This window comes from Streptomyces sp. NPDC001108 (assembly GCF_053598535.1).
The window spans coordinates 412,568-439,430 of the sequence record NZ_JBSFKL010000004.1; the positions used below are offsets into that span (position 1 = coordinate 412,568).

A 26,863-nucleotide genomic window follows, 5' to 3' on the forward strand; every position below is an offset into this window, starting at 1 on the left:
TCCGCCTTCCCTTCGGTCTTCGAAACGGCCACCGCGTGGTCGCGGTCGCCTGTTCCAGAGTGAAGGGAAGGCGGAAATCCTGCCGGGGCCTGTGGACTACCCGCCGGTTGTGGAAATCTCCGTCACCGCCGCGTACCTCTCCCGTACCTCGCGGTAGCGCACGAGTTCCGCGGCCACCGGATCGAGCACCCGGGCCCGGCCGCAGGCCGCCGCCGCCTCCCGCAGCCGCCGCTCGGCCTCCTGCCCGTACCGCCGGGCCGGGCCGCGCGCCGCCGCCGCGCACGACCACTCCACCAACGGGCCGCCGACCACCCCGGCCACCATCACCAGGGCGGGCGTGAGATAGCCCGGCGCGAACAGACCGACCAACTGGCCCACCAGCCAGAAGGCGCCGGTGAACTGCAGCAGCGTCATCACCACCTGCGCCAGCACCGCGACCGGCCACCACCTCGGCCTCGGCGGCCTTCCACCCACCCGGCAGCCCCGCACCGCGCCGGAAGCCCCGAGCGCCCGCTGCGCGAGGGAGGCGCCGGACGCTCCGGAAGCACCGGACTCCGCGGCGCCGTCCCGGGCCCGGGGCGCGCCGGAGGCTCCCCAGCTGCCGGCTCCCCCTCCCCCCGACACCCGTTCGGTCCAGGCCCGTTCGACCAGTGCGTCGAGCGCCTCCGGCAGCTCCTTCGCGCCGTGCGCCGCGGCCTCCCGGACCGCCTGCGCCCACGGGCCGGGCAGCCCGTGCGCGGCCTCGTCCGCCACCGTCCGCACCGCCTGCTCGACCCGCTGCCGGGCGGTGATCCGCTGCTCGGGCGGCTCCGGCCGGGCCGGGGAATCTCGGCTCCCGGGCCGCCGGGTCGACTCGTACCAGCGCCAGAGCCGCAGCCACGGGGTGCCGCAGGCCCGTCCGGCGTTGCGGCGCCACTCGCGCTCGGCCAACTGGCCGGCGGCGGCCGCCCCGACCGCCTCGGCCAGCCGGTCGGCGAACTCCTCCCGGGCCCGCTCGTCGAGCCCGACGCGCCCCTCGGCCACGTACGCCGGTCGGAGCCTGGCCGCCGCGGCGTCCACGTCGGCGGAGAGCCTGCGCGCCGCCGCGCTGCGCTCCTGGACGAACCGGCCCAGCACCTCGCGCAGTTCGTCGATCCCGTCGCCGGTCAGCGCGGAGACGGCCATGACGACGGCACCCGGGTCGCCGTGCTCGCCCAGCGCCATGCCGTTCTCGTCGAGCAGCCGGCGCAGATCGTCGAGGACCTGGTCGGCGGCGTCGCCGGGCAGCCGGTCGATCTGGTTGAGGACGACGAAGGTGACCTCGGCGTGCCCGGCGAGCGGCCGCAGATAGCCCTCGTGCAGGGCCGCGTCCGCGTACTTCTCCGGGTCGACGACCCAGATCACCGCATCCACCAGCGCGAGCACCCGGTCCACCTGCTCCCGGTGCTCGGTCGCCGCCGAGTCGTGGTCGGGCAGGTCGACGAGTACGAGGCCGTCCAGGGACTCGTCGGCGCCCCCGCCGGTCTGCTGCGGCCTGCGCCGGAGCCGGCCGGGGACGGCGAGCCGGTCGAGCAGCCCGGCGGCGCCGTCGGTCCAGGAGCAGGCGATCGGGGCGGCGGTGGTCGGACGGCGCAGCCCGGTCTCGGAGATCGGGGCCCCCGCGAGGGCGTTGAACAGCGTCGACTTCCCGCTGCCGGTGGCCCCGGCGACGGCGACGACGGTGTGCCGGGAGGAGAGCCGCTGCCGGGCCGCCGCCTCGTCGAGCACCCGCCCCGCCTCGTCGAGGGTGTCCCCGTCGAGCCGCGCCCGGGACAGCCCGACGAGTTCACGGAGCGCGTCGAGCCGGGGCCGGAGCGGACCGCTCGCGGGTACGTACGCCTCGACCTGGGGCGGATCCGCGTCCCCGTCGTCCGGGACGGACGCGGATCCGAGGCCGGATGCGGGGTCGGTCGCGGATCCGGTCTCCGCCGTCCGGTCCACGGCCCGCCGCGCGATGAGCCCGTCGTTCCAGCCCCGCCCCTCCCCCCGGGCCCGCTCGCTCTCCTTCTCCTTCTCCCTCTCCCGCTCCTTCTCCCTCTCCGGACCCGGTTGCGTCTCCCCCTCCGGCCCCTCGCCGGACCCGGGGTTCCCGGCGGAACCGGCCCCTTCGTCAGTGACGGCAGTCATGCTGCCACCTCTCCTTCTGCAGTACGGACAGCGCGGCGATCAGTTCGGCCTGCGGCTCCGGGGTCACGTCGAGGGCGTCGAGCGGGGCCAGCCGCCGGTCGCGCTCGTCGTCCAGCACCCGGTCGAGGCAGTCGGTGAGCAGCGCCCCGCCCCGGTCGCGCAGCCGCAGCGCGCCCTGGGCACCGATCCGTTCGGCGAGCTGCTCCCCCGCGCCCCGGGTACGGCGGCCGCCGAGCAGCGCGGCGGCCAGCAGCGCCGTCACCGTCTCGGTGTCGGGCGCCGCGTTGCGTTCCATGCCGCGCACCTCCTCCTCGGCCAGTTCCTCCAGCACCCGCCACCAGCGGCGTACGGACAGGGCGATCCGGCCCCGGATGTCCTCGGCGGGGCCCCACCCCCCTTCCTCCCGGCGAACCCCCTCGAAGCCGAACTCCCGTGCCGCCTGGTCGCGTTGCCAGGCCGTACGGATCTCCTCGTCGGCGGCCGCCACGGCGCACTGGAGGAGTGCGGAGAGGCTCTCGACCAGTGCGTCCAGGAGCTCGGCCGAGGTGCTGTACCGGGGGTAGCCGCGCCATCTCGTACGGGCGTCCCCGGCGAGCACCCCGCCGCGGCGCAGCCGGCGCCGGACCTTGGCGCTCTCCGCGCGGTAGGCGTCCTCCACCACCCCGGTGAGCCGTACCGCCGCCGCGTACTGGGCGGCGACGGCCCCGGCCAGCTCGGGCATCCGGACGTCCAGCGAGTCGATCACCCCGGCCGCCGTGCGCCCGACCGCCTGCTGGCGGGCCGCCGGATCCTGGGCGCGGTGGCTGAGCCAGGCGCGCAGCGGGGCCACGGCGGTGGCGGGCAGCAGTCCACTGCCGGCGCAGGCCGATTCGGGCAGTTCGGGGATGGTGAAGCGGGGCACCTCGCCGAGACCCGCCCGGGTGAGCAGCGCCCCGTACTGCCGTGACACCTCGCCGATCACCTGGTGCGGCACCCGGTCGAGCACGGTGACGAGCGAGGCGTCGTACTGCTTCGCGGTGCGCAGCAGGTGCCAGGGCACCGCGTCCGCGTACCGGGAGGCGGTGGTCACCATCACCCAGACGTCGGCGGCGCAGATCAGCTGTGCGGCCAGCATCCGGTTGCGGACCACCAGGGAGTCGATGTCGGGCGCGTCGAGCAGCGCGAGCCCGCGCGGCAGTCCGGGCGCGGTCTCGACCCGCAGTGCGCCGGCGTCGTCCTCCCCGGCCCCGTCGAGCGGGTCGACCCCGTCGAACTCCTCGCACCGGCCGGGGTCCCCCGCCTCCTGGGGCGGCAGCCAGATCCGGGTCAGCTGCGGCAGTACGCGCACCCCCGCGAACCAGTGGTGGTCGTCCGGATGGCAGACGAGCACCGGCGTCCGGGTGGTGGGCCGGAGCACCCCGGCCCGGCTGACCGACTGTCCCACCAGCGAGTTGACCAGGGTCGACTTGCCCGCCCCGGTCGATCCCCCGACGACCGCGAGAAGCGGCGCCTCGGGGTCCCTGAGCCGGGGCAGCAGATAGTCGTCGAGCTGGGCGAGCAGTTCGCTCCGGCTCTGCCGGGCGCGCTCGGCCCCCGGCAACGGAAGGGGAAGACGCACGGCAGCGACACGGTCGCGGAGGGCGGAGAGTGCGTCGATGAGCTGAGGCCGTACGTCCAAGGTCACCACATGCGAAGAATGCCCAACTTTGGAGCCTTTTTGAAGCGTATAGACACCTCTGCGCGCCGGTTCGCCCGGGAAATAAGTCCGGACAGAGCGGACGAGTGGGGGTGCAGGCATAACGAGTGCACAACACCCGGCGCGCCAGACGTCAAAAGCGCTGCACGAATCCCACCCACCTGCGATTATCGGTTCGCTTCACCGAACCTCCACATCGTGCCACGCAGGTGAAGCAACCAGGACAAGGTGATCGGAGCCCTATCCTTGTCCCGGCAGGTCACCGACCGGCCCGGCCCCAGGGCTCCAGGCCGCCGAGGCCACCACCCGGCCCCCGTAGCTCAGTGGATAGAGCAGGTGCCTTCTAAGCACTTGGCCGCAGGTTCGAGTCCTGCCGGGGGCGCACGATCGAGGACCCTCCTTGCTGACCTGCACAAACAGGCAGGGAGGGCCCCAGAGGGCAACGACACTCACCTACTGGCAGCAGCTAGGTGAGGTGCCTAACGGACTCCACCTTGCCTAGCTCCCACTCTCGGGAGTATGACGTGTCGGCACAGCTTCGGTCCCCTCTCAGGTCCAGCACCAGCAGCCCCAAGCTCAGGGCAGTCCCGGACCAGCAGAGCCAGTCAGAGGCCAGGGCAGCCTTCCTCTCCGACTACGCAACCCACCTCAGGGCCTCCAACAACAAGCACGGCAGGCCCTACCAGGAGAAGACGGTCACGGCCTACTGCAAGGCAGTCAGGGCTCTGGACCAGTGGATGACGGCGGAAGGGATGGAAGAGGACTTCCTCTCCATCGACACAGCCATGCTCAACCGGTTCTTCCGCTGGTACTTCACCGGCCACGACCAAGGAGGAACCAACACCCTTCAGAGGAACCTGCGAACCTTCTGCTCCTACCTGGAAGCCGAGTACGACGTACCCAACCCCTACCGAGACAAGAAGCTCCAGAGGTACGCCCCTCCTACCGGGGTCAAGCCCAAGACCCTCTCGGCCGACTTCATCGGGGAACTGCTGAAGGTGACCGGCAACGGGCACCCTCGTGTCAGGGACTTTGAGAAGGTCCGGGATCACGCCATCATCCGGGTGCTCACTGAAGGACTCAGGGCAGAAGAACTCCTCACCCTCCGCCTTGACTATCTCCACCTGGAACAGGGGCTGTTGCAAGTAGTTCCCCTGAAGGATGCGAGAGCAGCAGGGGAAGGCCGGATCATTCCTCTCCAGCCCAAGACCGTGGTTGCTCTGACTCGGTATCTCCGAGTCCGGGAAGCTCACAAGCTCAGCGGCGGGGAATGGCTGTGGCTCGGTTCCAGGAACAGGGGACGGCTCACCTACTCCGGTCTGTATCGGATGCTCGGGAGAAGGGCCAAGGACTGTGGCTATGGATCTGTCAGCCCCCACCAGTTCCGGCACACCTTTACCGATGACCTTCTCTCCGCCGGGGTTTCAGGAGAGGACGTCATGACTGTGGCGGGATGGAAGGACCGGACCATGTTGAAGAGGTACGCGGCTGACATGGCCACCAGCCGGGCCGTAAAGGCGGTCAAGGCACAAGGAGACAGGTACTAACCGGGAGGCTGTCAGACAGTCATACAGGCTTACGGGAGGGTCCTGCTTAGGCAGGCCCTCCCTTTCGCGTGCCGAAGAACTTCGGACGCTCTTGCCGTCCGACCTTGCCGGAACGGCTGCTATGCCTCGGGACGCTGGTTGTACTTCTCCAGGGCAGCCTTATTGGTGGAGGACTCCTTGAACACCAGAGTCCAGGGGCCTGTGTTCACATCAAACTCCTTGCCGAAACCGACCCACTTCCCTGTCATCCTCCGCCCGGTAGGTTCTGCCAGGAGCTGTATTGCTCCGTGGTAGACAGCCCCCTGGTAGTACCCCTCTCCGGCGGTCTGCTCCTTCCAGGTTCCCGTAACCACATTCCCCTCCACTGCAAGGTCCATCGTCAGAGGAGAGTCGGAGGAGCCAGGAAGAGAGCGGGCAGTAAGCCGGTTCCCGTGCTGGAGCAGGACTACGTAATGCAGTCCGGTGAAAGTGTTCTCCCTGCCACTGGAGAAGTACTCATAGCGGGACAGCCAGACACCCGAGTAGTTCCCCTTGGCGGGCCCCACAATAGGGGCCCGTCCCGGAGTGGCGGAGGAAGAAGGGGACGGCTGCAAGTCATGCCCTCCCATTCCATCCTCGGAAACTCCTTCAGGTACCGGCGGCTCAAAGCCCAGGGCATGAATGGGGAGCCCTGTAACAGCCTCCAGAGCCCTTGCGTAGACAGCCCTGGGGTAACTGCTGGCTCCGGACTCCCAGCGCTGCACAAGCCGCTTGGATGCTCCGTTCGGTTCCCCTGCCCTCTCTCCCGCCTCCCTCAGCTTCCTCGCCAGCTCATCCTGACTGAGCAGCAGGCCCATGCGGACCGCTCGCAGTGTCGCGTTAGCTCTCCCGGCATAAGACGGGGAGCGATCAGGTGTGGTCATGACTGCCACGGTAGACCGAACAGCCGTGCAATGACACCGCTTTGACGCCCCCCAGGACACCTACATGACGCCCCTGGTGTCGTCGTGGCCCGCCCTTACGGTTGGCCACTCTCCAGTCATGCCGAAGAAGGAAGATCCCCCTCAGATGGTCATGGGCGTGTACCGGGTCAACCAGTGGACCGGAGAGAAGGAGGTATTACGGCCCACCGCTGGAGTCGAGCCAGGAGAACCCCTCATGACAGCAGCCTTCCCGCCGTGCGAATGCCCCAGGTGCGGGGGCAAGAATTGATAGACCAGTGCTCAGGCATAAGCCTGGCACGAAAGCAGCCTCGCACAGTCGATAGCTGCTCACGGGGAGCCCAATAAAGGGCTCCCCTTCCGGTTGGGCGGAGAGAAATGATGACCTCCAGCCGGCAAAGTGGTCGAATGTTTCAACTACTATGGCGGATCGAGAGGGGCACTATAACCATCCCCGCCCAGGACCAGCCCCGAATCCCCTTGGGTCCTGTGATGCATGGCAGATTTCCAGTGGGTCTCATACACATACACACGCGGCCATTTAAACATCCCCGGGTCACTTTGTGTCGATATCAGGGAAAGTCTTGGTCACTGTGCGTTGCATGCCTTCCGGTCCCTCTGCATTCACCTGGAGCCCGGCGGAGGTGGAAAGAAGAGAGGGCGTGGGCATGGGCATTGATACACATGAGGGCAGCCACCCTCTTATGGATATCTCTAGAGGAACTAACGGCGAGGGAATTACCCCTCGCCTTGTGACTGGCTCCTGTGATGCTTCCGGAACTCCATGAGCAGCAGCCGAGTCATACTCAAGGATGAGATCTGAAGAAGTTGCAGGATCGGGCGAGACCAAGTGGGCATGTCATGGGTACATCTATAAGTGAGGGCTAGTCGCTCTCCAGGTTCCCTGGAAGAACTGAGCGTCGGCACTATCGACACCCCTTCCCCTCCGCCACCCGAGAGGCAATCAGTGTGACCCGCATCACACTTTGGCAAACTGACCGACCAGTCTAGTAGCGATCCGGGTACATCTATAAGTGAGGGTCAGAGCCAAGCAGCTCCCCCACTCCACAAGCCCCGCCCGTCTATACGGGCGGTACACAGAAGCTGGTCCCTTCAGTGGGAGCAAGAGGGTCGGTTGATCCCTAGGCACAGTCCAGGGCAACCGGCCCTCTTGCTTTTGACCAGAGGTGGACCAAGACAGCAGCACCCATCCACGGGCAGCCGGATAACCGGCATGCCCTTTTTTTGATTCAAGGGAGACCAACATGCAGCGCCACTACTCGAAGCAGGCAGACGGCTCGGTCAAGTGCACCCTCTGCCGCCAGCCCTTCCCTTCCGCCCATGAGTTCGGTAAGCACTGCAACCCCAGGGCTGGAAGGCGAGGGAGGAAGGCATCCCTCTGCAAGCCTCTCTAAGGGGCAGTCAGGGAGCAGCACCACCAGTTGCACAGACAGACAGCCAGAGGCCTGGAGACGGCCGTACAGGCACTACGGCGGAGGCTTATACCCCCGCCTTGATGAAGGGACCAGAGATGGAAGAGACCAACCGCTGTTCAGTGATCGGCTGCGCCAGGGAGGCTAAGCCGGAGTACGTCACTCAAGACATAGACATCACTCTCTGCCGGGACCACGTATGGGATCTGTTCGCGCACCAGGCAGAGAAGGCCAGAGAGGCTGTGGCGGAGATAGAGGGGCAGGGCCTACTCCTCGGGCCCACCAAGGGTTGGACGTACGTGATCCGCATGGACAACGGCAACGTAAAGATGGGCAAGGGGGGGACCGGCAAGAAGTCTCTCAGCGAACGGCTCCAGGACATCTCCAACGGCCTTCAGGAGAGCAAGGGTGTTCCTGTCCAGGTGCTGGCAGTTCTCCAGGGAGGGACTAGTACAGAGCTTCTGGCACACAACCAGTGGCTACACCTTCGAGTTTCCGGCCGCATGGAGCAGTTCTACGCCGACCCCTCCCTACTGAAGTGGGCTGAGGAGCAAGGCATCCACCCCGACGCAGAAGCGGAGATCGAGGCGTTCCAGGGGTGGCAGGAAAGGAAGCACCTGGATCCCAAGAGGAGTGGTGCAGCCGGGCAGGCAAAGCGACTGGGCACCACACTCAAGCTCACTGGAGAACTGGCCATGGACCCTAGGGGCAAGGAAGAGACCGAAGAGGAAGAGGTTGACTGGTAATGAAGGCAGCGATCAGCGAAGCAAAGGCAAAGCTCCCCGAGTTGGTACGGGCAGCAGAACAGGGGCAAACAGTAGAGCTGACCCGGTACGGGAACACTCAGGCAGTCATCATCAGCCAGGAAAGGTACGAGCGGCTGACCCGGGAACTGATGCAGTGAGGTCCGCGCGTCACATCTTCGCCACCGTTGGGCCACGGATGCCAGGGGAACTCTGGAAGTCCTCCAGGAAGGCATGCAGCAGGCCCGAAGGACTAAAGGTCCATTCTCCAGCCGGCTGGAAGCCATAGGAAAACACACGGAAGGGGTCGGGGGTTTGCCCCTCCACCCTTTCTGAACAACAGTACCCCCAACCAACCAAGGGGCTCTTACCAGAACCGGTGAGGGCCCCTTCCGCATGCCCAAAGGAGACCAGTACATGAACGACACCACGGGCCAGCTCTTCATGGACTACGCCGAGGAACTGGATGAGAAGTGTCGGAAGCTGAAGAAGAGGGGATTCGCACTGGCGGCAGAGCACACACCCCCGATCGGACAGGCCGCCAACTGGTATTGGGAAGTCCGGCTGCATGTCCCCCGGAGTGCTAGGGATGTGGCCCGGCAGATAGCCAGGCTTGCCGGTGAAGGCTGTGAGGTGACCATCCCCGAACGGTCCCTAGCCGAAGCCGTGGGAGTACTCGACAAGGCAGGCAGGCACATCGCCTACACCCAGGGAGGAATCAAGATCCTGGAGAAGTCTGGGTGGATCACCAAGACCGTGGTTGGCCAGAAGAGGGGAGCCAAGACCACCTACACCCTGGAGGTTGGCAACCGGTCCGGATGGTTCTACCGAGAGGAAGACGGCATAGAAGAAGACGACTGACTTATGCACAGAGTAAGGGTCCTTCCGGCACTCCTCTTTGAGTCGTCGTGCCTGGCTCTACTTATGCACAGAGTAGAGAGCCTGACTTATGTACCTAGTAAGGGTGCAGTCCTGGAACTGACTTATGCACAGAGTAAGAGTCTCCCTCTGTAAGAACTGTCAGACCGTGCTACGCACAGCATGACGGGCCTACAGCCTGAGAGACCTGACGGCACTCCGGCTAGGGCCTGCGTACCTTGGGGCGGAGATGAAGGAGAACCAGGGGCCCGCATAGACGGGCCCTTAGTTGTATCCAGACCTTGCGAGCACTTCGGCTAGGGCCTACGCGCTCTGGTAGCCAGCCCTCTTCATCTCCGCCAATTCTATTAGAGCTGTAGTCCAGGGGTGCCCCGACCCAAGGAGGGCATCCCCGTTAGAGCTATCACCACTCACGAGCACTCCGCTAAGGCTGCGTGCTCTGAACTGAAGGGACCAACCATGAACAAGCTCAAGAAGCCCAAGACCATCGTTCTTACTCGGAAGCAGTTGAAGGAGCTGGACCCTTACTGGCTTACCAACCCTTCCTTCCTCCGCCATCTGCTTCCGGCTGTACGTAACCGATAGGTCTGTATCCCAGGAGGGGCCCGCTTATACGGGCCCTCTCCGTAACCAACCAAGGAGCCAACCAGTGAACAACTCCAGCGCAATCAACGCTCTGCTTACTCAGCTTGCAGTTGCCGACAGGAAGAACCGGCACCGAGGGGCGGAAGGGATGGTGAGGCGGAAGGAAGAGGCAGTAGCCATCCTCAGGAAGCTGAACGCCCTCAGCCCCCTGTTCCGCTACAGGTTGCAGCTAGAGGAGTTCCAGCTCTCCGCTGCTCAGTCCTGGCTGCGTAACCAGGAGTCTGCGTAACCAAGGGGGCCCGCTTATACGGGCCCTCTCGTAACCAGGAGACCGTAACCAACTGGAGGTTACGCGTAACCAGGAGACCGTAACCGTAACCACTGAAGGGACCGTAACCAATGAACGTAACCGAGGAACTGAAGAGCGTAACCCGTACCCGCAAGCTCCTTAACTCGATGCTCTGGCTGATCGTAACCGGGGCAGTCTTCTACTCACTGATGACCAGCACTCCCCTGGTCTCCTCTCACTCCCCCTGGGCTTGGTCTGGCTGGGCTCTAGGTGTCCTTACCGATGCAGCCTTCATCCTCTCCATCTCCGCCGATGCAGTTCTCTCTAGGCATGGCCTGAGTGGTGGAGGCTGGCCAGTGGCCTTCAGGTGGATTACAGGGCTGGCTTCCCTGTTCCTTAACACCTGGGGATCTGTGGCGGATGGGGACTGGGTGGGAGTGGCCATCCACTCCATAGCCCCTGCAATCCTGATCTGTGCTTCAGAGGTTGCCCCCATCTACCGCCGGAAGTTCCGGGATCTGGAGGCACTGCTTACGCAGGAGGTTACGGAGGAGAAGGTTACGAGGGGAGTTACGCGTAACCAGAAGAGGAAGAAGGAGGTTACGGTTACGCCCATGGTTACGCCGGTTACGGTTACGCCAGAGGTTACGGTTACGCCCAAGAAGGTTACGGAGAGCGGAGCCAATAAGGCGCAGCTCTCCACTACCAAGCAGGGAATCAGGGATGCATACCTGGAAGGGCTCTCCGCTACGGATGCAGCCAAGAAGGTAGGGAAGTCTCGGCCGTACGTCTCCAGGGTCTACAAGCAGATCAAGGAGGAGCTGGAGCTGACAGCCTGACGGCGGGTCCCTCATAGGAGGGCCCGCCTTAGGATCGCTCTCACAGAACTTAGGCGCCTTCACTAGGGGTTCCTGGGCAAGGTGCCTTGCTGGGTGCAGCCGACTGGCCAGAACGCATTCCCCCTGGTTAGAGTCTTGGCTAGTGAAGTTGCCTTCTAAGCACTTGGCCGCAGGTTCGAGTCCTGCCGGGGGCGCACGGTCGAGGACCCTCCTTCGGGAGGGTCTTTTTGCTGGTCAGGGGTGGTTTTCGGTCAGCGGAGGAGGTGCTGGCCAGGGCACCTCCGGTGGCTGGATCCGTCCGGCTGGATCCGGTCAGAGACGGCCCTTGGCGGCTGGACTTCCCGAAAACTTCCCGAAGTTTCGGGGCCGCCCGCTGCCCTGCCTCACTCCGGTCCGCGTGCTTTTCGCTGCCGTTGGGTCCCCGGGTGGATGACGGTGAGCTGCCCTTCGACCCCGGCGGGCAGGCTTGAGCGCTGCACAGGGTGTGGCGAGGCGAGGGAGGAGGCGAAGATCGCGGCCAGGTCATGCGGCGTACTGCCGCTGAAGGTCGCACACCACAGGTAGGCATCACCGACGCGGGGTTCGGCCCACGCCTGCCAGCCGAGTCTCCCGGGCCGCGGGTCGGCATCGCGAACGAGCGAAGGCACTTCCTCCAGGGAGATTCCGGCCGTGAGTCCGGAGGCAAGAGCGGCGGTGCGCGGACGGTCGATGTCGCGGGCCCAGCCCTGGGCGCAGACCGCCGCCAGGACAGCCTCTGGGCTGTCGAAGCAGAAGGCCGGATCCGTGCGGGCGTCGAGGCGAGAAGGAAGTCAGTCAGGGTCTCGTGGGGGACGCCAGCGGTGAAGTACGCGTTCCATTCCGGCAGGGTGCTGCCGGGATGCGACCGGGCGGAGATCTGCCAGGCAACCGGAAGGTCTCCCAGTTCGAACGAGCAGGCGGCGCGCGTCCACTCGGCGCCGCACAGCCCGTTGGGGCTCGTGTAGAGGAGGGTGTCACGGGCGGTCGGCCACATCCGCCAGTCTGCGGCGGCGAGGGCCGCGCCGACCTGGTCAGCCAGGGCCTCGTCATCGCCCGCCAAGTGGCGAGGAGTGACCCAGTACGGAGGTTCGGGAGGACGGAAATCGCTGGAGTGTTGGGGGTACAGGGGCGCCTCCACGTGGTCGAGGGCTCGGGCGGTCGTCCACGTTGACATAGCCCCAGGGCCGTGACCAGTCCTTTCGCGCTCTTCCCCGTCTGCCTCGGGCGAACTGGGCTCTTCTCCGGACCGCTGGAGAGGAGAGGGGGCTCACCAGGAGATCAGACGGCCCGCCGGTGTGTGCGTGAGCGTCACGCAGCCGATCCAGTCACCGCTTTCCGGGTACTCCCAGCTGTCCGCGTCGGTCAGGGCGTTCAGCAGTTCCTCGCGGGCGAGGGGCGGGCCGGGCTGGAAGCCGCTGCCTCCGCTCGGGGGCGTCCAGGGGATGACGCGGCACACATCGATCCACCCCTTGTCGATCAGGGGAAGGAGTATGGGAACCAGCTCTCCAGGCGGCGCCGATGCGAGGGGTTCGTCCAGATCGCCGCGGACGCCCGGCAGGATGTCGATCTCAAAGGCATTCAGCATGAATGCGCGCTCGGCGGCGGAGAGATCTTCTGGAGCGTTCACACCGGGATCGTCACACGGCTGATGTCGGTGGCCACAGGGCCGTCCATTGACGGAAGCGTTCGGCGCCGTCAAGGTCGGCGCATGGATTCCACCTCCGCGTCGCCCGCACACGCGGCAGCCTGGTCGAAGCTGTTGAAGACGTACCGCCCTCGGCCTGCCGACGAGCGGCAGGGGCCGCCGTCCCTTGGACGCCTGATCGAGGCGGCCGGCCGCGACACCACGCTCGGTGCGATGTACCCCTGGGTCTCGATGCAGCAGCTGAGCGTGTCCACGGGGAACAGATGGGAGGAGTGGGGACGCGCACCGCTTCCGGCGATGTTCGCCCGCCCCGACAGGTACGAGGTCGTGGGCCGCGACAGGCGGGGAGACGTCGTCCGGCTGGCGACGCCCGAACCGGCGGAGGCCGTCGTGTTCGCGGCGGGCCTGGTGCGCACCGATGGCGCCGCGAGGCCGGCGGAGCCGCACGCCTGGTCGTCCGAGGTGGAGCAGGTCCTGCGGGAAGCGGGCCGGCACCCCGGACGGACCGTCGATACGGCGGGCTGGAAACAGCGACTGGAGCAGGACGGCTTCCGCTCCCATGCCGCGGCCGAGGGCTTCCTGCGCGAGTTCGGCGGGCTGACGGTCGGGCACGGCGGCGCCGGCATCACCCGCGCCAGGGAGCCTTTCGACCTGGACCCGCTCCTGGCGCTGGGCGAGGCCGACCGGTTCGGCGGATGGGGCGAGGAGATCGGCCACCGCCTCTTCCCGGTCGGAGAACTCGCTGGCGGCCACGCGTTCCTCGGGCTGGACGAGGACGGTGAACTGTACGTCGTCAACGACTGGCCGGCCCGATTCGGCCGTATGCCCGAGGCCATGGAGAACCTCGTTCTCGGCGTCATGCCCGTTCACATGCCGAAACCCAAGTCGACCGGGGCGCCCGAGTAGGCCGGGGCGCAGGGGAACGTCCCGCGCCGCCGGCACGACACTCGTGGTCGTCCGCTCAGGACGTCGCGGCGTTCCTGAACGTGGCGAGGAGCGCCCGGGCGCGGCCCCGGAAGGCTTCGTCCTGGCGGATGATGCGGTTCTCGACTCCCGAGCGGACGACCCGGGCGTCGCCGTCTGCGAGGACTTCGAGCCGGCGCAGGTGGTCGCCGTTCAGGGCTGCGCCTCCGAGGGCCTCCAGGGCGTCGCAGGCCCCTGCCGGATCGGCGTCCCACTCGGCCGAGGCCAGGACGGCGGAGGCAAGTGCGGCCTGGTCCAGAGCGGCAGGGTTCGCCACGGCTACGAGGGCCAGGACGACGGCCGACGCCTGCACCGGATCGCTGAGGGCCGCTTCCAGCCTGGCGGTGAGCGGGCGACCGGCAGGGCCGAGGAGCGCGGTCGTCCGGGCGGCCCTCACCACCGCCCAGCGGGCCCACTGGCTCTGCGCGGCACGGTCGAAGACCGACGCGAGGACGGCGACGACAGGTTCAGGGTCTCCTGTGACGCGCCACAGAGCTTCGGCGAGGGCCGTGTCCGTGTCCAGCGCGGGCGTGGTGTCCTTGCCCGGATCACTGAGCGCCTCACGCAGGAGTGGTGCCAGAGCCGCTCCGCAGGAACCGAGTACGGAAGCGGTCCTGGCTGCGTCGCGGGGGTCGCGGCCACCCCGGCCGAGTTCCTGTTCGAGGCATTGCAGTAGCGGCGCGGGTTTGCCCGTGAGGTCGTACAGGGCCTTCGCCGCCGGGAGGACGTCCCACTGTGCTGCCGCTCGCAGCGCGGTGACGGCCGTGTCACGATCCGCTGGAGCGCAGTCTGCCGCGACGGAAGCAAGGGCACGGGTGGCCTGGCCGGGCGCCGCCTCGGCGCCCCACCCGGCCAACAGGCTGGTCAGCTGCCACGGTTCGTTGCCGCTGAGCGCCGCGGGCTGGGAGAGGCGGGAGCGAACGGCATCGAGGAGTTCCCTGTCGAACGGGAAGGCCGCGCTCTCCTCGTCCCACAGTCCGGTCGCTGCGTCGAGGGCGCGCGGGCGGTGCTTGAGGCCGGCGGCGAGGAGCGGGGCGGCCTGCTCGGGTGCGACGAGCACGAGTGCGGCCAGAGCGCGGTCGGCGTGATCGTCCTCCCGGTCCAGGTTCCGTCCGGCGAGAGGGGCGAGCGCGTCCGCAGCTGGTTCGGCGGCGCGGGCCAACCGCCCCAAGAGAGAGGCTATGTCCACCACGGCCTTGTCGTCGACAGCCGCGGCACGCAGGCTCTCCGCCAACTGCTGCGGGGCACTGCGGGAGAGCATGCAGGCGCGGTCGGCTGCCCAGGTGCCTTCGGCCCGAACCTCGGCCCGGCTGTCGCGCAGGGCCGCGTCGACCAGGACGAACGCCGCCTCCCGCTCCGGTCCGTGATCCCGCCCCAGGAGAGCCTCGACGACAGCGGCCAGCGGCTCGCCGCGTTCGAGGTCGAAGTCGGAGCGCAAGGAGTCGGCCGGCAAGAGCGACAGCATCGTCGCGTGCAGGGAATCAGACCACGGAGCGCCTGAGTCGAGGCAGGCGAAGAGGGCGGCCAGCCGCACCACGGCAGGCTGGGACGGGTCCAGGACGGAAGCCGCCTCAGCCGCTCCACGCTGCGGGTCGAGCCGAGCGATCCCGGCCAGGATCTCGGCCCGGACGGCGGGCTCGGTCTCCTCCGCCCAGCGGATCTCCAGGGCGGGCAGGACGGTTCTGCCGTCGCGGGTGTGTGAAACCGCCCAGGCGGCGGTCCGCCGGACGTCCGACTCGGCATCGGCCAGCAACGGCAGAAGCAGCTCCAACTGCGCGGCCACGGCCGCCCGGACACCGCCCGTCGCCACCCCGTACTCGTCCTCGCTCTCGGCCATGCCGCCGAGCAGCCCGACGACGTCAACCGTACGGTGGCCCGCCGCCGCGATCCTGGCGAGGAACGGCGCAGCGCCTTGCGGACGTCGACGCCCTCGTACTGGACAGGTTCGGCCCGGAGGAGGGCGAGCGTGGCCTTGGTCAGGGCTTTGGCGGTGCTGATGCGGTTGTTCGCCGAGATGCGGGACCACTTCATGTCGACGTACTGGAGGGCGAACTCGTACCAGGTGATCTCGGTGGAGGGCGCGGCGTGTGAGGCTGGGCGGCCGGTGTCCAGGTCGAAGGGCTCGCCGTTGTTGGCGGCGACGAGCAGGGTGGCGCGGAAGGACTCGGCGAGCGCGCTCTTCTTGAACGTCTCGCCGTGTCGCCGGCCGTCGACCGACCAGCGGACGGTGTGGGTGGTGCCGCGCTTCCCCTTGTAGACCTCCGTCTTGTAGAAGCGGACCTTGTAGGACCGGTTGGTCACGCAGCGGCCTCACAGTCGATGAGCCAGTTCTCCAGGTCGCTGCGGCGGACGCGCAGGCTGCCGTTCGGGAGTTTCACGCACTGGGGCGCGCGTCCCTTCTGGCGCCAGTCGTAGAAGGTAGACCGGGAAATCCGCAGCTCTTCGCAGAGCTCGTCGACGGTGAGCTTTTCTTCGGAGCGACGGGCGGCGGTTATCAGGGATCGACGCAAGGTTTCCCTTTCGGTAAATGGGCATGACTCTGGCAGGGATCGGATCGACGGGCGTTCCGGGACCCATAATGATCCGGAGAATCCCCGGTTAGGGAAACCGGGGATCGTCGGCTATGTTTCGCCCAGCCCGGCCGCCCCTGAGCACTCGAGGGCGTCGACGAGAAGCATCTGTGGGGCGATTCCGAGGGCTGTGGCGATGGCAACGAGATCGTCGATGTCGCAGCGGCGGACGGTGCGTTCGATGCGGGAGAGTGCGGTGAAGGTCATGGGACGACCGAGCGCGGTGACGCGGGCTGCGAGCTGGCGCTGGGAGTAGCCGCGAGCGGTACGGGTGCGTTCGATGGCGTGGGCGGCGGCGTGTCCGGCGGGTCCGATGGCGAGGGGGCGTGGCGGCATGGGTGGTGTTGTAGCTTGCGCGCCGACCGGTCCGGAAGGGCATTCCTGTCTGCCGTGAGCGATGCGGACCGCGTAGAGATTTCCGGTGGTGATTTCGCCAACCGGGAATCCGACCCTAAAGTGACCGAACCTGCTGGCACGGCGCGTCGACGGGTTGCTCAGAATTCCTAGGACGGCTCACGGAGCTTGTAAACCGCCTCGACGGAACGGTCCCCAAGGGGCCGTCCGAAACCCCGAGCACCACTGACCGGAAATAACCGCAGGTCAACCCCATTCCGGTCGGTCCGGGTTGCCCCAACCCGGACCGACCGGCTCGTCCCCTCCGCCTTGCCGGACAGCCTCCAGCCCCGTCGAGACATCCACGAAGCACGGACTTCCCCTCCCGCCGCCCCACCGAAGGATCCCCACATGGCACCCGCCCCGCAGCACCCCACCCCTGCCTCGACAATCCCGCCTCAGCCGAGCGACTGGCCCGCACCGCCGCAGGTGCCCACCGGCCCTGCCCCGGGCGGAGCAAGTTGGGGCGGAAGCAGTGCTTCCGCCGTACCCGCCCCCGAAGGGGCGGGAGAGGACCTGCGCCAGGGGGCGCAGGTCCTGGAGGCTTCGACCGGGGGCGGATCGAAGGATCTTCCTCGGAAGGCCCTCAGAGCCTTGCGGCTACGTTCTGCTTCTTCGGGCTCGGCAAGCGACACACCCGAGTCGCAGACACCCGGTACTAGGGTGGTGTAGTCGCACCGTCGACATCGACGGTCGACCGGAGCGAGCGTGACACATAGCGGGGAGCAGTAGGTTCGTGGCGACGGCATTCGAGCAGGGGCAGCGCGTCAGCCTGCCGAAAACTGTGCCCGGCTGGGTGACCGTCGACTTGGCGCGAAAGCTGCCTGATGGAGGGTGGTCTCTGTACGTCATCGATGATCACCAAGCTCTCCACAAAGCCGAGCTGACTGCCGAGGAAGCAGCCCGGGTGCAGGTGCTGGTGAGGGACGGCGGTGCTCCCTCCGCTCGAATCTTGGCTGGCATGTGGACTCAGTGGATGGGCGCCGCCGCGACCAATGCGAGCAGCACCCTCCTCGCGTCGTCACCCTTGAACCCTTATGCGCATCAGGCGAACGCGGTTTACGGGGCCATGTTGCCGCAGCCGTGGTTGCGTTTCATGCTCGCCGACGAGCCGGGCACTGGTAAGACGATCATGGCCGGGCTCTATCTCCGTGAGATGCAGCGGTACGGGCTCATCCGCAAGGCGTTGATCGTCGCGCCAGCCAACCTGGTGTCCAAGTGGCAGGCCGACTTCGACCGGTTCTTCGATGGGGGGCTTCGCCGGATCACCGCCGACACCGTCCGTGAGCACGCCCTCGATGTGACTCACGACATGTGGGTTGTGTCACTTGAGCTGGCGGCAGTCAACGGCGCCGTACAGGAGGCCATCCGTCCGGACCGCGCGGGCTGGGACATCGTCGTATTCGACGAAGCTCACAGGCTGACCCCCACGGCGCAGACGTATCACAGGGTGGGTCGGCTCCTGTCCCGGGCGCCTCGCACTCTCCTCATGACAGCGACGCCGCATCGCGGATCCGAGTGGCTGTTCCGCCATCTTCTACATCTGGTGGACCCCGACATTTACCCGGATCCCGGCGACGATCAGTCGCAGGAACTGTCCAAGCTCACGCCCGGACCGATCCACTTCCTTCGTCGGATGAAGGAGGACCTGGTCGACTACGACGGCCAAAGTCGTCTCTTCAAGCGCCGCCGGGCCACGAATCACCGTATTCCGCTGAGCCGCCAGGAGCTCTCGGTCTACACCCAGGCACTGGCGATGGTGGACCGCTACATGCTGCCTAATGCCCAGCCGCTTGCTCGCATGGTCTACGGCAAGCGGGCTGCCTCCTCTCTTTTCGCGCTGCGCGAGACGTTGAGGCGCCGGCAGGAGCATATGGGGCGGCTTGCCGCGGCCGAAGCCTCCGTGCAGGCAGATCCCTACGGTGAGGACGACGCCGGCCGCGAGGAGGCTCAGGTCGTCAACGCGGACTCGGCCGCATCCCGCGCCGAGCGCAAGGCCATCTCTGATCTTGTCGAGCAGGTGGACCAGGTCCTCCAGGATCCGATGATCTCTCCCTCAAAGTGGCGAGTGCTTATCGATGGGTGCCTGGCGCCCGAAGGCATCGACCCCGGCAGCGACCAGCAGGCAGTGATCTTCACGGAGTTCGCGGACACTGCGGAGTGGATCACCGAGCGGCTTGAGCGTGAGGGTTACACCGCCCGCATGTATTCCGGCCGGCAGCCGAACAACGAGCGCGACGCGGTGCGAGCCGCCTTCATGCGCGGCGACTTCCAGATCATCGTTTCCACCGACGCAGGCAACGAAGGCATCGACCTGCAGGTGGCGCACGTCCTGATCAACTACGACATCCCGTGGTCCCTGGTGCGGCTTGAACAGCGGATGGGCCGCATCCACCGTGTCGGCCAGACCCGAGATGTTGAACTGTTCAACCTCGTCGCCGTCGACACCCGGGAAGGCGCGACCCTGCATCGCCTTCTCGATCGGTTCGTCACTGCTGCCAACGAGCTCGACGGTCAGATGTTCGACAGCCTCTCCCTCGTAGCCGAGCTCGCCGGCATCCGGTATGAGGAGTGGCTCCAGGCCCTCTACGGCGATGACGCGGAGCGGCGGCAGGCCGCGGAAGAAGCCGCCCGCCGGATTACCGTGGCGGACCTCCGCAGGCGGGCCCGGCAGGCCCGAGCGCAGGAAGCCGAGCTGGCCAGCAAGGTCGAAGCCATGGCAGCGCTGACCCTTCTCCAGCAAGACCTTCTCGAACGCATCAACCCCGCCATCGTCGAGGCGTTCCTCAAACGGCTCGATTCCGCCGACCTTCTGCGTGTGCAGAACACCGCGGCCGGTGACGGCATTCTGCTCCTCACCTCAGACGCCGCCCTCCCTGCAGGGCTCGGGGGTGGGGACCAGGCTCTGGTGGCCACCAGCAGCCAGGCTCTGAGGGACAACGCAGGAAACGCGGATACGTCCCGGGCCTTGCCTCTTGGTCCCGGCAGCCTCGCGTTCGGCGATCTCATCGGGTACGTCGCTGATGGGCTTGCCCCCGACCTCTACCGTGGGGGCGCAGCCGAGGATCCCACCAGCATCACCGGCTACGAGCTGCATGCCTACGAGGCCACCCTGACCGAGGTTGGGGGGAAACGCCGAACTGCTTGGGCAGGGCTGATCCGCATCGACGAGACGGGCGACGCGTACCCCGTCCGCTGGGAGACGTTGGCCAACCTAGTGCCCACGACCAAGTCGGGGGGTGTGCCGCACCCGGCCCGCGGACAGCTGGCCGAGGAGCGTGCCAACCAGCTCGCCAGTGACACCCGTAAGAAGTACCAGGAGGTTCGCGACGACTGGTTTGCCTCCGCCCGACGTGACCTGGAGAACCTACCCGTCGATCTCACGCACCAGATCCCGAACCGTGATGAGCGCCTGGCGCTGCGTGATCGCTTGCGCGCTCAGGCACAGCGGCGCCTGGAGGAGCTGGAGCGCCTGAGCAAGGTGGAGATCACCACACCTACCTGTGTAGGCCGCATGCGGGTCTATGCGAGTGCGGTCGACAAGACGGTCGAGGAGAAAAACTCCGAGCGCATCGCCATGCGTCACGTGCAGCGCCTCCTCCAGGAGGCGGGGTGGGTCGTCTCGGACGTGCACACGGAGAATCGGGGATACGATCTGCGGGCGGTGAGGGGCCGTGACCAGCAACTGGTCGAGGTCAAGGGGGTATGGGACTCGGCAGCATCTCGAGGAATCCGTCTGACGGGTAACGAGGTGCTCATGGCCATGCAGCACCGGAGGGACTACTGGCTGTACGTCGTGGATCAGTGCAACGACAGCCTGGGAGCGCTTTTTGGTAGCTTCCGCGACCCCATTAACGTGTTCGCTGGTGACATCCGAGGCGACGCCGTCTTCCGGATCCCCGGGTCCTCACTGCGCACTGCCCGTGACCGTACTCAGGAGAGCTCCACATGACACGCATGATCGAACGCTGGTTTCCCTGCGCTGAGGTCAGTGATGCGTGCTCCGAGAGTTGGGGGAGCGGTAACACCGAGTCGAGCCTCTGGGTGTGGTTCGCGAAGCGTCCCGTCGCCCAAGCCAAGGCGGCCGTACTCACCAGTCTTCTGCCCTGGCCTGACGACGAGGCTGAGCAGCGCGACCTGCAGAATCTCGTCCGTAAGGCACTCAAGGGCCATACGGACGGTGCGAACGAGATCCAGGCCATCCTTGAGCAGGAATACGGTCGGCGCCCTCGGGTGCTGGACCCGTTTTCCGGACGCGCCATGATCCCGCTCGAAGCAAGTCGACTCCAGGCCGAAGCCTTCGGCATCGACTACTCCCCGTTCGCGGCTCTCGGAGGCTCCCTTCTCGCCGACCTTCCCTTCCGGGACTGGAGCCAGGAACCGTCTCTGCCCTTCCAGAAGACCGACGGAGCCCTGCCCCTCGAAGGGGACAGGGACCGCATCGTCACTGACGTAGAGACCTTTCTCCAGGAAGTCGGCCGCCGCTTCCGCAAGTCGATGGACGAGTTCTATCCCAAGTCCGCCGGCGCCTATCCCTGGGGTTACCTTTGGGCTTCAACCCTTCCATGCCAGGAATGCGGTAGACGCTTTCCGCTGGTCGGCGAACTGGAGTTGCGGCGCCCACGCCCTAAAAAGGGAGACAGCGGCCAGAGCTTCCGTATCCATGCAGACTCTAGTACGGGCGTCTGCGAAGCTCTCGTCCACGACGGTCCGCCGGTCGGCACACCGACACGTGTCCAAGCAGGCAAGAGCAAGTACTCAGCAAACGGTCGCGTCGCTGTCTGCCCGTTCTGTGACCATGTCCACTCCAAGGCAGTGCACACTCGCCTGAGCGCCGAAGGCATGCGTGAGGACATGCTCCTCGCGGCAGCCGATATTGACCCGGAAGATAAGACGAAGGTCTTTCGACAGCCTACCGATCGAGAGTTTTCTGCGGCGAAGCAGGCAGCGGAAGCACTGGAACATGAGCCGCCTTTCGGCCTGATGCCAGCACGCCCGGACGAACTTATCCCTTCAGGGAATACCTGGACGATTCAGTCTGTAAATTACGGGGACCGTACTTATGGTGACCTATGCGAAGCGCGCCAAACGCTGGGACTGGTCCGGCTGGCCCGCGCTATCAACGATGTGACACAGGAGACTTTGAAGGCTGGCGTCTCCCCCGACTACGCTCGCACTCTCGCCGGCTACGCCACGGCGGCAATGATGCGCAAGATCCGCCGCTCCACTAGGGGAGCCCGCCTGCAAAAGGCAGGCGGAGCGCAGGTTGGCGACATCTTCGTCAATCAGTCGGCAGTCTCCTTCTCCTACGACTGGTTCGAAAGCGGGCTGTCGTCTGGGCCTGGTTCCTGGGAATCCCTTTCGAAGCAGACTGTCACCGCACTGCGGAACATTCGGCAGCGGGCCTCAGCCCTGCCGGCCTCCGTGCAACGCGGCAGTGCCACCATGCTGCCGTTCCGGCCCAACTGGCTCGATGCTGTCGTCACCGACCCTCCGTACGACGACATGATCGACTACAGCGACTCCAGTGACGTCTTCTTCGTCTGGGCGAAGCGGGCCATGAACACGGCCGACCCGATGCTGTCCATGACTACGCACCCCGGGGGCGTCCAGGACAAGGCAGAGGAGATTATCGTCAAGCGGGGTGGCGGGCCCGCTGGGGACCATCGCACACGTGAGCATTACGACAGCAGCATCGCCCGAGCGTTCGCAGAGGCTCGCCGTGTCGTCACCGACGACGGCGTTGTCACCATCGTCTTCGGACACGGTGACCTTGAAGTCTGGCATCGCCTGCTCAGCGCGATCTCGGCAGCCGGTTTGATCCTCACAGGGTCGTGGCCCGCCAAGACCGAGGCCGGAGGGGCTTCTGCGACGGCCGCCAACATCGTCACAACTCTAACCATGGCCTGCCGCCCTGCGCCCCTGGACCGTCGGGAAGGGCGCCTCGCCGCCGTAGAGGCGCAGGTAAAAGCCGAGGTCAAGTCGAGGGTCGAACTCTGGGACCGGTCGGGCCTTGCGCACACCGACATGCTCATGGCATCCGCCGGACCGGCGATGGAAGTGACAGGACGCTACTCGCAGATCCTGGATGTAACGGGCGATGTCGTGGGGCTGGAGCGCTTCCTGATCGTTGCCCGAAAGGCCGTCCAGGACGCCGCAGACATCAAGGTCGTCTCCTTGCCGCTGGACTCCTTCGACGCGCGCACGCGCTTCGCCCTGTGGTGGGTACGCCTCTACGGCCGACAGCTGGCACCCAAGTCGGAACTTCGATGGCAAGTCCTGGCCGGCGACCTGGATATGGGTGACGTCAAGAATCTCCTGCACCAGGGAGATAAGGGCTGTCGCCTCCTCACCACAAAGGAGTTCAAGAGCACCATTACGCCGGACTCCTCCGTCATCGACGTAGCCTTCGCCATGGCCAAGTCTTGGCCTGATGGACTGGACGCTGTCGCCGAAGTCCTCGTGGACGCCGCCAGAGACAACGACGACGAGTACTTGTGGTCCGCGATCGCCTACCTGGCGAACAGACTGCCCGAGGGCGAGGCCGACGTTGCCGCATGGAACGGTCTACAGCGCAGTCGGCGCGGCGTCGACGTCGCAGCACGAAACATCGCGAGCGCGCAGATCCGCACATCACGCGAGGCTGCCGAAAAGGGTCATCCCACCCTTTGGTGAGCAGCGCAAATCAACGCAGCAATCAAGACCATTATCAGGAAACGAGGAGTTGTGGTGAAGCAGAGCGGTGTGACGCCGTGGTGGAAGGCGCTTCGGATCCGCCCTGAGATCCTGGACGCCTCGGGGTCCATCGCTGATGTGCAGATGTCGCTGTACCACGCTGTGTATGGAACAGAAGATCAGCGCCCCCAGTACGCAGATGCCTCGTACTACGGCGAAATCACCCACCCCACCGGGGCGCTCACCGACCTCCTGGCACGCATCGCGATCAGGCTCGGCGGCGGCGACGAACACACCAAGTCCCCCGCGCTCCTGCGGCTCGACCAGGGCATGGGCGGCGGTAAGTCCCACGCCTGCATCGGCGCGTATCACCTTGCCAAGGCCCCCCTCAAGCTCGGCAAAACCGACGTTGGTAAGGCCGTTCTCGAACACGCCGAGACAATCCTCGGCCGACCGCTTCCGAAGAATCTTGAGAATCCTCACGTCGTCGTGCTTCCGTGTGACAACATGACACCGGGCGCGACCGTAGAGGAGCATGACGGCCCGGCGAAGAGCCTCTACGAGCGCTTCCTCTGGCGCCTCTTCGGCGGCGACTACTCGCGCTACATCACCTATCGCGAACACTTCAGCAACGTTTCTAAGATCTCCGAAGCCATCAGGTCTCTCGACAGGCCCGTCCTGATAATCGTCGATGAGATCATGAACTACTTCGGCAACGGCCTGGACGGCGTCGGCGACGAAGCCCTTACGGCCCAGGACCAGGCGTTCATGCGCGCCCTCCTGGACGCTGTCACGAAGACCCAGCGCACAGCGATGCTGGCCGTCATGATCGCCTCGGACAAGGACTCCATCTCCCTGAGTCCGGAAGGAGAGCGCCGACGCCTCGACCTCGAGCGGCTGCTCGACCGGAACGGCAAGCCCGTCGGCGTCCACGAGAACGACGACTTCGCGGCAATCCTCCGTCGCCGCATCTTCGCTCAGCCGCCGGCCAAAGAGGTCGTCGACGCCACGGTCCGCGAGTACAACGAGGCAATGAGCAACGGACCTTGGAAGGCCAAGGTTTATGACGCCCTCCACGCCCCATGGACGGCGAACTTCGGCGAGGAAGTCAGCCGCACCTATCCGTTCCACCCTCAGCTCATGCACATGGCTGAACACGAATGGGCCAACCGAACCGGCTTCCAAAAGGTCCGCTCGACCATAAAGGTCTTCGCCGCCACCGTCTTCGCCCTCCAGCAGCGAGGAAAAACCGGAGCCTGGGCTCCGCTCCTCATCGGGCCGGGCGACCTTCCCCTGTCCAGCACCCAGGTCCGCGAGTCCATCATCGGCTCCGGGCTCATCAGTGACACCAAGACCCAGAACAACTACCGATCCCTGGCCCAGAACGACATCGTTGGCGTTAAGGACACAAGCGGAACAGCTCGGCTCCTCGACACGAACCGCGGTGCCGATGAAGACGTGCTTTGGCACCGTTCCAACCCACGAGCCGCCGAGCGGGCGGCCACGGCCATTTTCCTCACCTCCATCGTGTCCGGTCGAAGCCAGGGACGCCGTGGCGCTACCGATGCAGAGGTCAAGGCAGCGACGGCCGTCCCCGATCCCGCCTACATGTTCGCCGATGCTGATGCCGTCATCAAAGATGTCACTGACCCCGAGACCGGCCTGGTTAGCATCGAGACCACACCCGGCCAGAAAGGGCAGCAGGCCCGGTACTTCCTGTCCACCGAGCAAACGCTACTCATGCTCCAGCGAGCGATGCGTGACACCATCACCGACGCCGAGCGCGACACAGTAATTGCCGACTTCGCCGAACGGCTCACCGACACAGGTCCGTTCGACCGTAAGCAGTTCGTCCGGGCTTCTGTAGAGGGTCAGACGCCTCGGGAGGTACTGGCGAGTGCCAGCATCGATGATGCTCGCGTCACCCGCTTGGTCGTGCTTGATCCCGCGCAGTTCACCCTGCGCAATGGCGCAGATCGCGCCACTCGCGACGCAGTCCAAGCGGCAGTCGGGCTCGGAGCCGAGAAATTGCCCACGAGGTGGGCCTCCTCGGCGGTCTTCGCTGTGGCCAACACACAACAGCGACACGCTGCTCGCCGTCTCGCGACCGCATACCTGGCTGCAGAGCGCGTCCTTGGTGTCCAAGAGACGCAAGACGATGGCGATATGAAGTCCAAGGCAGTGGCTGAGCGCAACGAGGCGAAGCGTAACCTCGAGACGACGATCAAGCGAGCCTTCCAGCACGTGCTGTTCCTGGCTCAGCCTGACGACGACGCGCCGCGTGTCATCGATGAAGTGACGTTCGACGATAAGACGGAGACCGCCCTCAACGGTGCCATCGTGTGGAAGGCGCTCGTCGAAAAGGGCAAGTCGTTCGACCAAGGGACGTTCACAGAGAGAGCTCTGCTTCACAACCTCCGGGAATCCGACTACGGGCGTCCGCTAGACGAACTGCGGGATTCGTTCTGGAACACCCCTCGACTTCCCCTCCTCTACAGCGGACAGAACGACCTACGACAGGCACTCTTCGACGCTGTCCAGGCAAGCCTGCTACGCATCGTTGACAGCGAAGGAGAGGAAGTAGCGGTCACAGGTTTCTCTGAGATCAACCTCTCAAGCCAGCGACTCAGGCTAGGCAAGCCCTTGCTTCCGTCCCCTCACGCCGACGAACCGTCATCTGACGGGACGGATACAGCGCCCGAATCCGAGTCCAACCCTGAAGGTGACGGCGAGAGCCATGGAGGTCAGAGCCGCGGCGATGAGGACGAGGACGCGCCAGCGCCGCTGGAGAAGCAGCTCGCCTTTTCTGTGACCCAGAGCATGCTCAACAACACAGGCAACTCCGAGGCACTGAGCCAGCTCTTCCGGCAGCTGTACGACGTCATCGATCGAGGCGACGTCTCGTTCCTGCAGGGCAGCATTCAAATGGTCGTCAGCAGCCAGGCCGCTGATGGCCTTGCCGAACGAATCCGTGAACTGGGCTCTCCTGTTCACGTACGGGACATGTAGCGGCAGCATTAGCGGGAAACTCACGCATCGCAGCCTCCGGCATCACGTGAGGCTGCGGTGCAGGGGTCCTCCAAGTCCAATGTCTGCATCCGGCGTACCTGCTCCGGATAGAGGCACCCGAACTGCGGACCGTCACATGGAGCGATCCTGGTCGCGCCGAGTACACCGCGATCGGCCAGGCCGCATTGGAGTCCGACGTGGCCGTTGCAGATCCCAGGGCATCTCTCCGCCTCCGCTACCTACGGGGCTGGCACAACGGGATGCTGAACAGCAGTCGCATGGCCTCGCGCCCCAACCTGGGCATCCCAACACAGCGCAGCCGAGTCCGGGGCCTGTCACCTCTGGGTGCGTGCGCCAGCTTGCCTCCGTCCCGAAAACGGCCGAAGTTTTCGTCGCCCATCATCCGCACACGACGTCCGTGCAGGTCAGAGCCACCCCACTCCCCTATCCATCAAGTGCCTTCTAAGCACTTGGCCGCAGGTTCGAGTCCTGCCGGGGGCGCACGATCGAGGACCCTCCTTCGGGAGGGTCTTTT

General features: G+C 66.0%; 19 protein-coding genes, 2 tRNA genes and 1 pseudogene. 13 read left to right on the forward strand and 9 right to left on the reverse strand.

All coding sequences use genetic code 11. The features are described 5' to 3' along the window. Positions 1-96: 96 nt before the first annotated feature. Both ACWC97_RS13225 and ACWC97_RS13230 read right to left on the reverse strand, forming a co-directional pair. Entirely contained in the window at positions 97-2,145 is a 2,049-nt protein-coding gene (locus ACWC97_RS13225; protein ID WP_450649181.1) for a GTPase, read from the reverse strand. Then, positions 2,129-3,802: a dynamin family protein gene (locus ACWC97_RS13230; RefSeq protein WP_450649263.1), complete on the reverse strand. Its 1,674-nt coding sequence runs from the start codon at positions 3,800-3,802 to the stop codon at positions 2,129-2,131. Before ACWC97_RS13230 ends, ACWC97_RS13225 begins: the two co-directional genes overlap by 17 nt. Before the next feature lie 327 nt (positions 3,803-4,129). Between ACWC97_RS13230 and ACWC97_RS13235 the strand changes: the two genes are divergently transcribed. Both ACWC97_RS13235 and ACWC97_RS13240 read left to right on the forward strand, forming a co-directional pair. Beyond that, positions 4,130-4,202 (forward strand) — tRNA-Arg (locus tag ACWC97_RS13235). Positions 4,203-4,344: 142 nt separating this feature from the next. Continuing rightward, positions 4,345-5,367, forward strand: a complete 1,023-nt coding sequence (locus ACWC97_RS13240; protein WP_450649183.1) for a tyrosine-type recombinase/integrase — start codon at positions 4,345-4,347, stop codon at positions 5,365-5,367. A 119-nt stretch (positions 5,368-5,486) separates the two neighbouring features. Here the strand turns inward: ACWC97_RS13240 and ACWC97_RS13245 are convergent, their stop codons facing one another. Then, on the reverse strand, positions 5,487-6,269 hold the full coding sequence (locus ACWC97_RS13245) for a helix-turn-helix domain-containing protein (protein WP_450649185.1): 783 nt from the start codon (positions 6,267-6,269) through the stop codon (positions 5,487-5,489). A 1,549-nt stretch (positions 6,270-7,818) separates the two neighbouring features. On the opposite strand from ACWC97_RS13245, the gene ACWC97_RS13250 reads away from it, so the two are divergent. From ACWC97_RS13250 to ACWC97_RS13270, 5 genes are all read left to right on the forward strand, one after another. Further along, entirely contained in the window at positions 7,819-8,466 is a 648-nt protein-coding gene (locus ACWC97_RS13250) for a hypothetical protein (protein ID WP_450649187.1), read from the forward strand. After that, positions 8,466-8,624, forward strand: a complete 159-nt coding sequence (locus ACWC97_RS13255) for a type II toxin-antitoxin system Phd/YefM family antitoxin (protein ID WP_450649189.1) — start codon at positions 8,466-8,468, stop codon at positions 8,622-8,624. Before ACWC97_RS13250 ends, ACWC97_RS13255 begins: the two co-directional genes overlap by 1 nt. 256 nt (positions 8,625-8,880) lie before the next feature. Continuing rightward, positions 8,881-9,324 carry a hypothetical protein gene (locus ACWC97_RS13260; protein ID WP_450649191.1) on the forward strand — a complete coding sequence of 148 codons (444 nt, stop codon included), beginning with the start codon at positions 8,881-8,883 and terminating at the stop codon, positions 9,322-9,324. Positions 9,325-9,991: 667 nt separating this feature from the next. Continuing rightward, complete coding sequence (locus ACWC97_RS13265) at positions 9,992-10,216, forward strand: hypothetical protein (protein ID WP_450649193.1); 225 nt, start codon at positions 9,992-9,994, stop codon at positions 10,214-10,216. Between the two features lie 110 nt (positions 10,217-10,326). Beyond that, a complete protein-coding gene (locus ACWC97_RS13270; protein WP_450649195.1) occupies positions 10,327-11,055 on the forward strand; it encodes a hypothetical protein in 729 nt (242 codons plus the stop codon). Between the two features lie 383 nt (positions 11,056-11,438). On the opposite strand, the gene ACWC97_RS13275 is transcribed toward ACWC97_RS13270, so the two are convergent. The 3 genes and pseudogenes from ACWC97_RS13275 to ACWC97_RS13285 all read right to left on the reverse strand — a co-directional run bounded on the left by ACWC97_RS13275 (position 11,439) and on the right by ACWC97_RS13285 (position 12,700). Further along, positions 11,439-11,702 (reverse strand): DUF317 domain-containing protein, encoded by a 264-nt coding sequence (locus ACWC97_RS13275; protein WP_450649197.1) that lies wholly within the window; start codon positions 11,700-11,702, stop codon positions 11,439-11,441. A 209-nt stretch (positions 11,703-11,911) separates the two neighbouring features. Next, a pseudogene (locus tag ACWC97_RS13280) lies at positions 11,912-12,247 on the reverse strand (hypothetical protein); the annotation flags it as partial. A gap of 93 nt (positions 12,248-12,340) precedes the next feature. Further along, complete coding sequence (locus tag ACWC97_RS13285; protein WP_150228245.1) at positions 12,341-12,700, reverse strand: hypothetical protein; 360 nt, start codon at positions 12,698-12,700, stop codon at positions 12,341-12,343. 81 nt (positions 12,701-12,781) lie between these two features. Between ACWC97_RS13285 and ACWC97_RS13290 the strand changes: the two genes are divergently transcribed. Further along, entirely contained in the window at positions 12,782-13,624 is an 843-nt protein-coding gene (locus ACWC97_RS13290) for an SUKH-3 domain-containing protein (protein WP_450649199.1), read from the forward strand. A gap of 55 nt (positions 13,625-13,679) precedes the next feature. Here ACWC97_RS13290 and ACWC97_RS13295 read toward each other — a convergent pair whose 3' ends face one another. Then, on the reverse strand, positions 13,680-15,518 hold the full coding sequence (locus tag ACWC97_RS13295; RefSeq protein WP_450649201.1) for a hypothetical protein: 1,839 nt from the start codon (positions 15,516-15,518) through the stop codon (positions 13,680-13,682). Between the two features lie 129 nt (positions 15,519-15,647). Here ACWC97_RS13295 and ACWC97_RS13300 point away from each other — a divergent pair, with 129 nt between their 5' ends. Then, positions 15,648-15,938: a hypothetical protein gene (locus ACWC97_RS13300; RefSeq protein ID WP_450649203.1), complete on the forward strand. Its 291-nt coding sequence runs from the start codon at positions 15,648-15,650 to the stop codon at positions 15,936-15,938. A gap of 40 nt (positions 15,939-15,978) precedes the next feature. On the opposite strand, the gene ACWC97_RS13305 is transcribed toward ACWC97_RS13300, so the two are convergent. Both ACWC97_RS13305 and ACWC97_RS13310 read right to left on the reverse strand, forming a co-directional pair. Next, a complete protein-coding gene (locus ACWC97_RS13305) occupies positions 15,979-16,191 on the reverse strand; it encodes a helix-turn-helix transcriptional regulator (RefSeq protein WP_450649205.1) in 213 nt (70 codons plus the stop codon). A 111-nt stretch (positions 16,192-16,302) separates the two neighbouring features. Continuing rightward, the gene (locus tag ACWC97_RS13310) at positions 16,303-16,587 is read right to left on the reverse strand and encodes a helix-turn-helix domain-containing protein (protein WP_392281566.1); all 285 of its coding nucleotides are present in this window, start codon (positions 16,585-16,587) and stop codon (positions 16,303-16,305) included. 793 nt (positions 16,588-17,380) lie between these two features. On the opposite strand from ACWC97_RS13310, the gene ACWC97_RS13315 reads away from it, so the two are divergent. The 4 genes from ACWC97_RS13315 to ACWC97_RS13330 all read left to right on the forward strand — a co-directional run bounded on the left by ACWC97_RS13315 (position 17,381) and on the right by ACWC97_RS13330 (position 26,829). After that, positions 17,381-20,596: a helicase-related protein gene (locus ACWC97_RS13315; RefSeq protein ID WP_450649207.1), complete on the forward strand. Its 3,216-nt coding sequence runs from the start codon at positions 17,381-17,383 to the stop codon at positions 20,594-20,596. Next, positions 20,593-23,319 carry a DUF1156 domain-containing protein gene (locus ACWC97_RS13320; RefSeq protein WP_392281568.1) on the forward strand — a complete coding sequence of 909 codons (2,727 nt, stop codon included), beginning with the start codon at positions 20,593-20,595 and terminating at the stop codon, positions 23,317-23,319. Before ACWC97_RS13315 ends, ACWC97_RS13320 begins: the two co-directional genes overlap by 4 nt. Before the next feature lie 54 nt (positions 23,320-23,373). Next, complete coding sequence (locus ACWC97_RS13325) at positions 23,374-26,328, forward strand: DUF499 domain-containing protein (RefSeq protein ID WP_450649209.1); 2,955 nt, start codon at positions 23,374-23,376, stop codon at positions 26,326-26,328. Positions 26,329-26,689: 361 nt separating this feature from the next. Continuing rightward, positions 26,690-26,829: transfer RNA gene (locus tag ACWC97_RS13330), tRNA-OTHER, on the forward strand. Positions 26,830-26,863 lie beyond the last annotated feature (34 nt).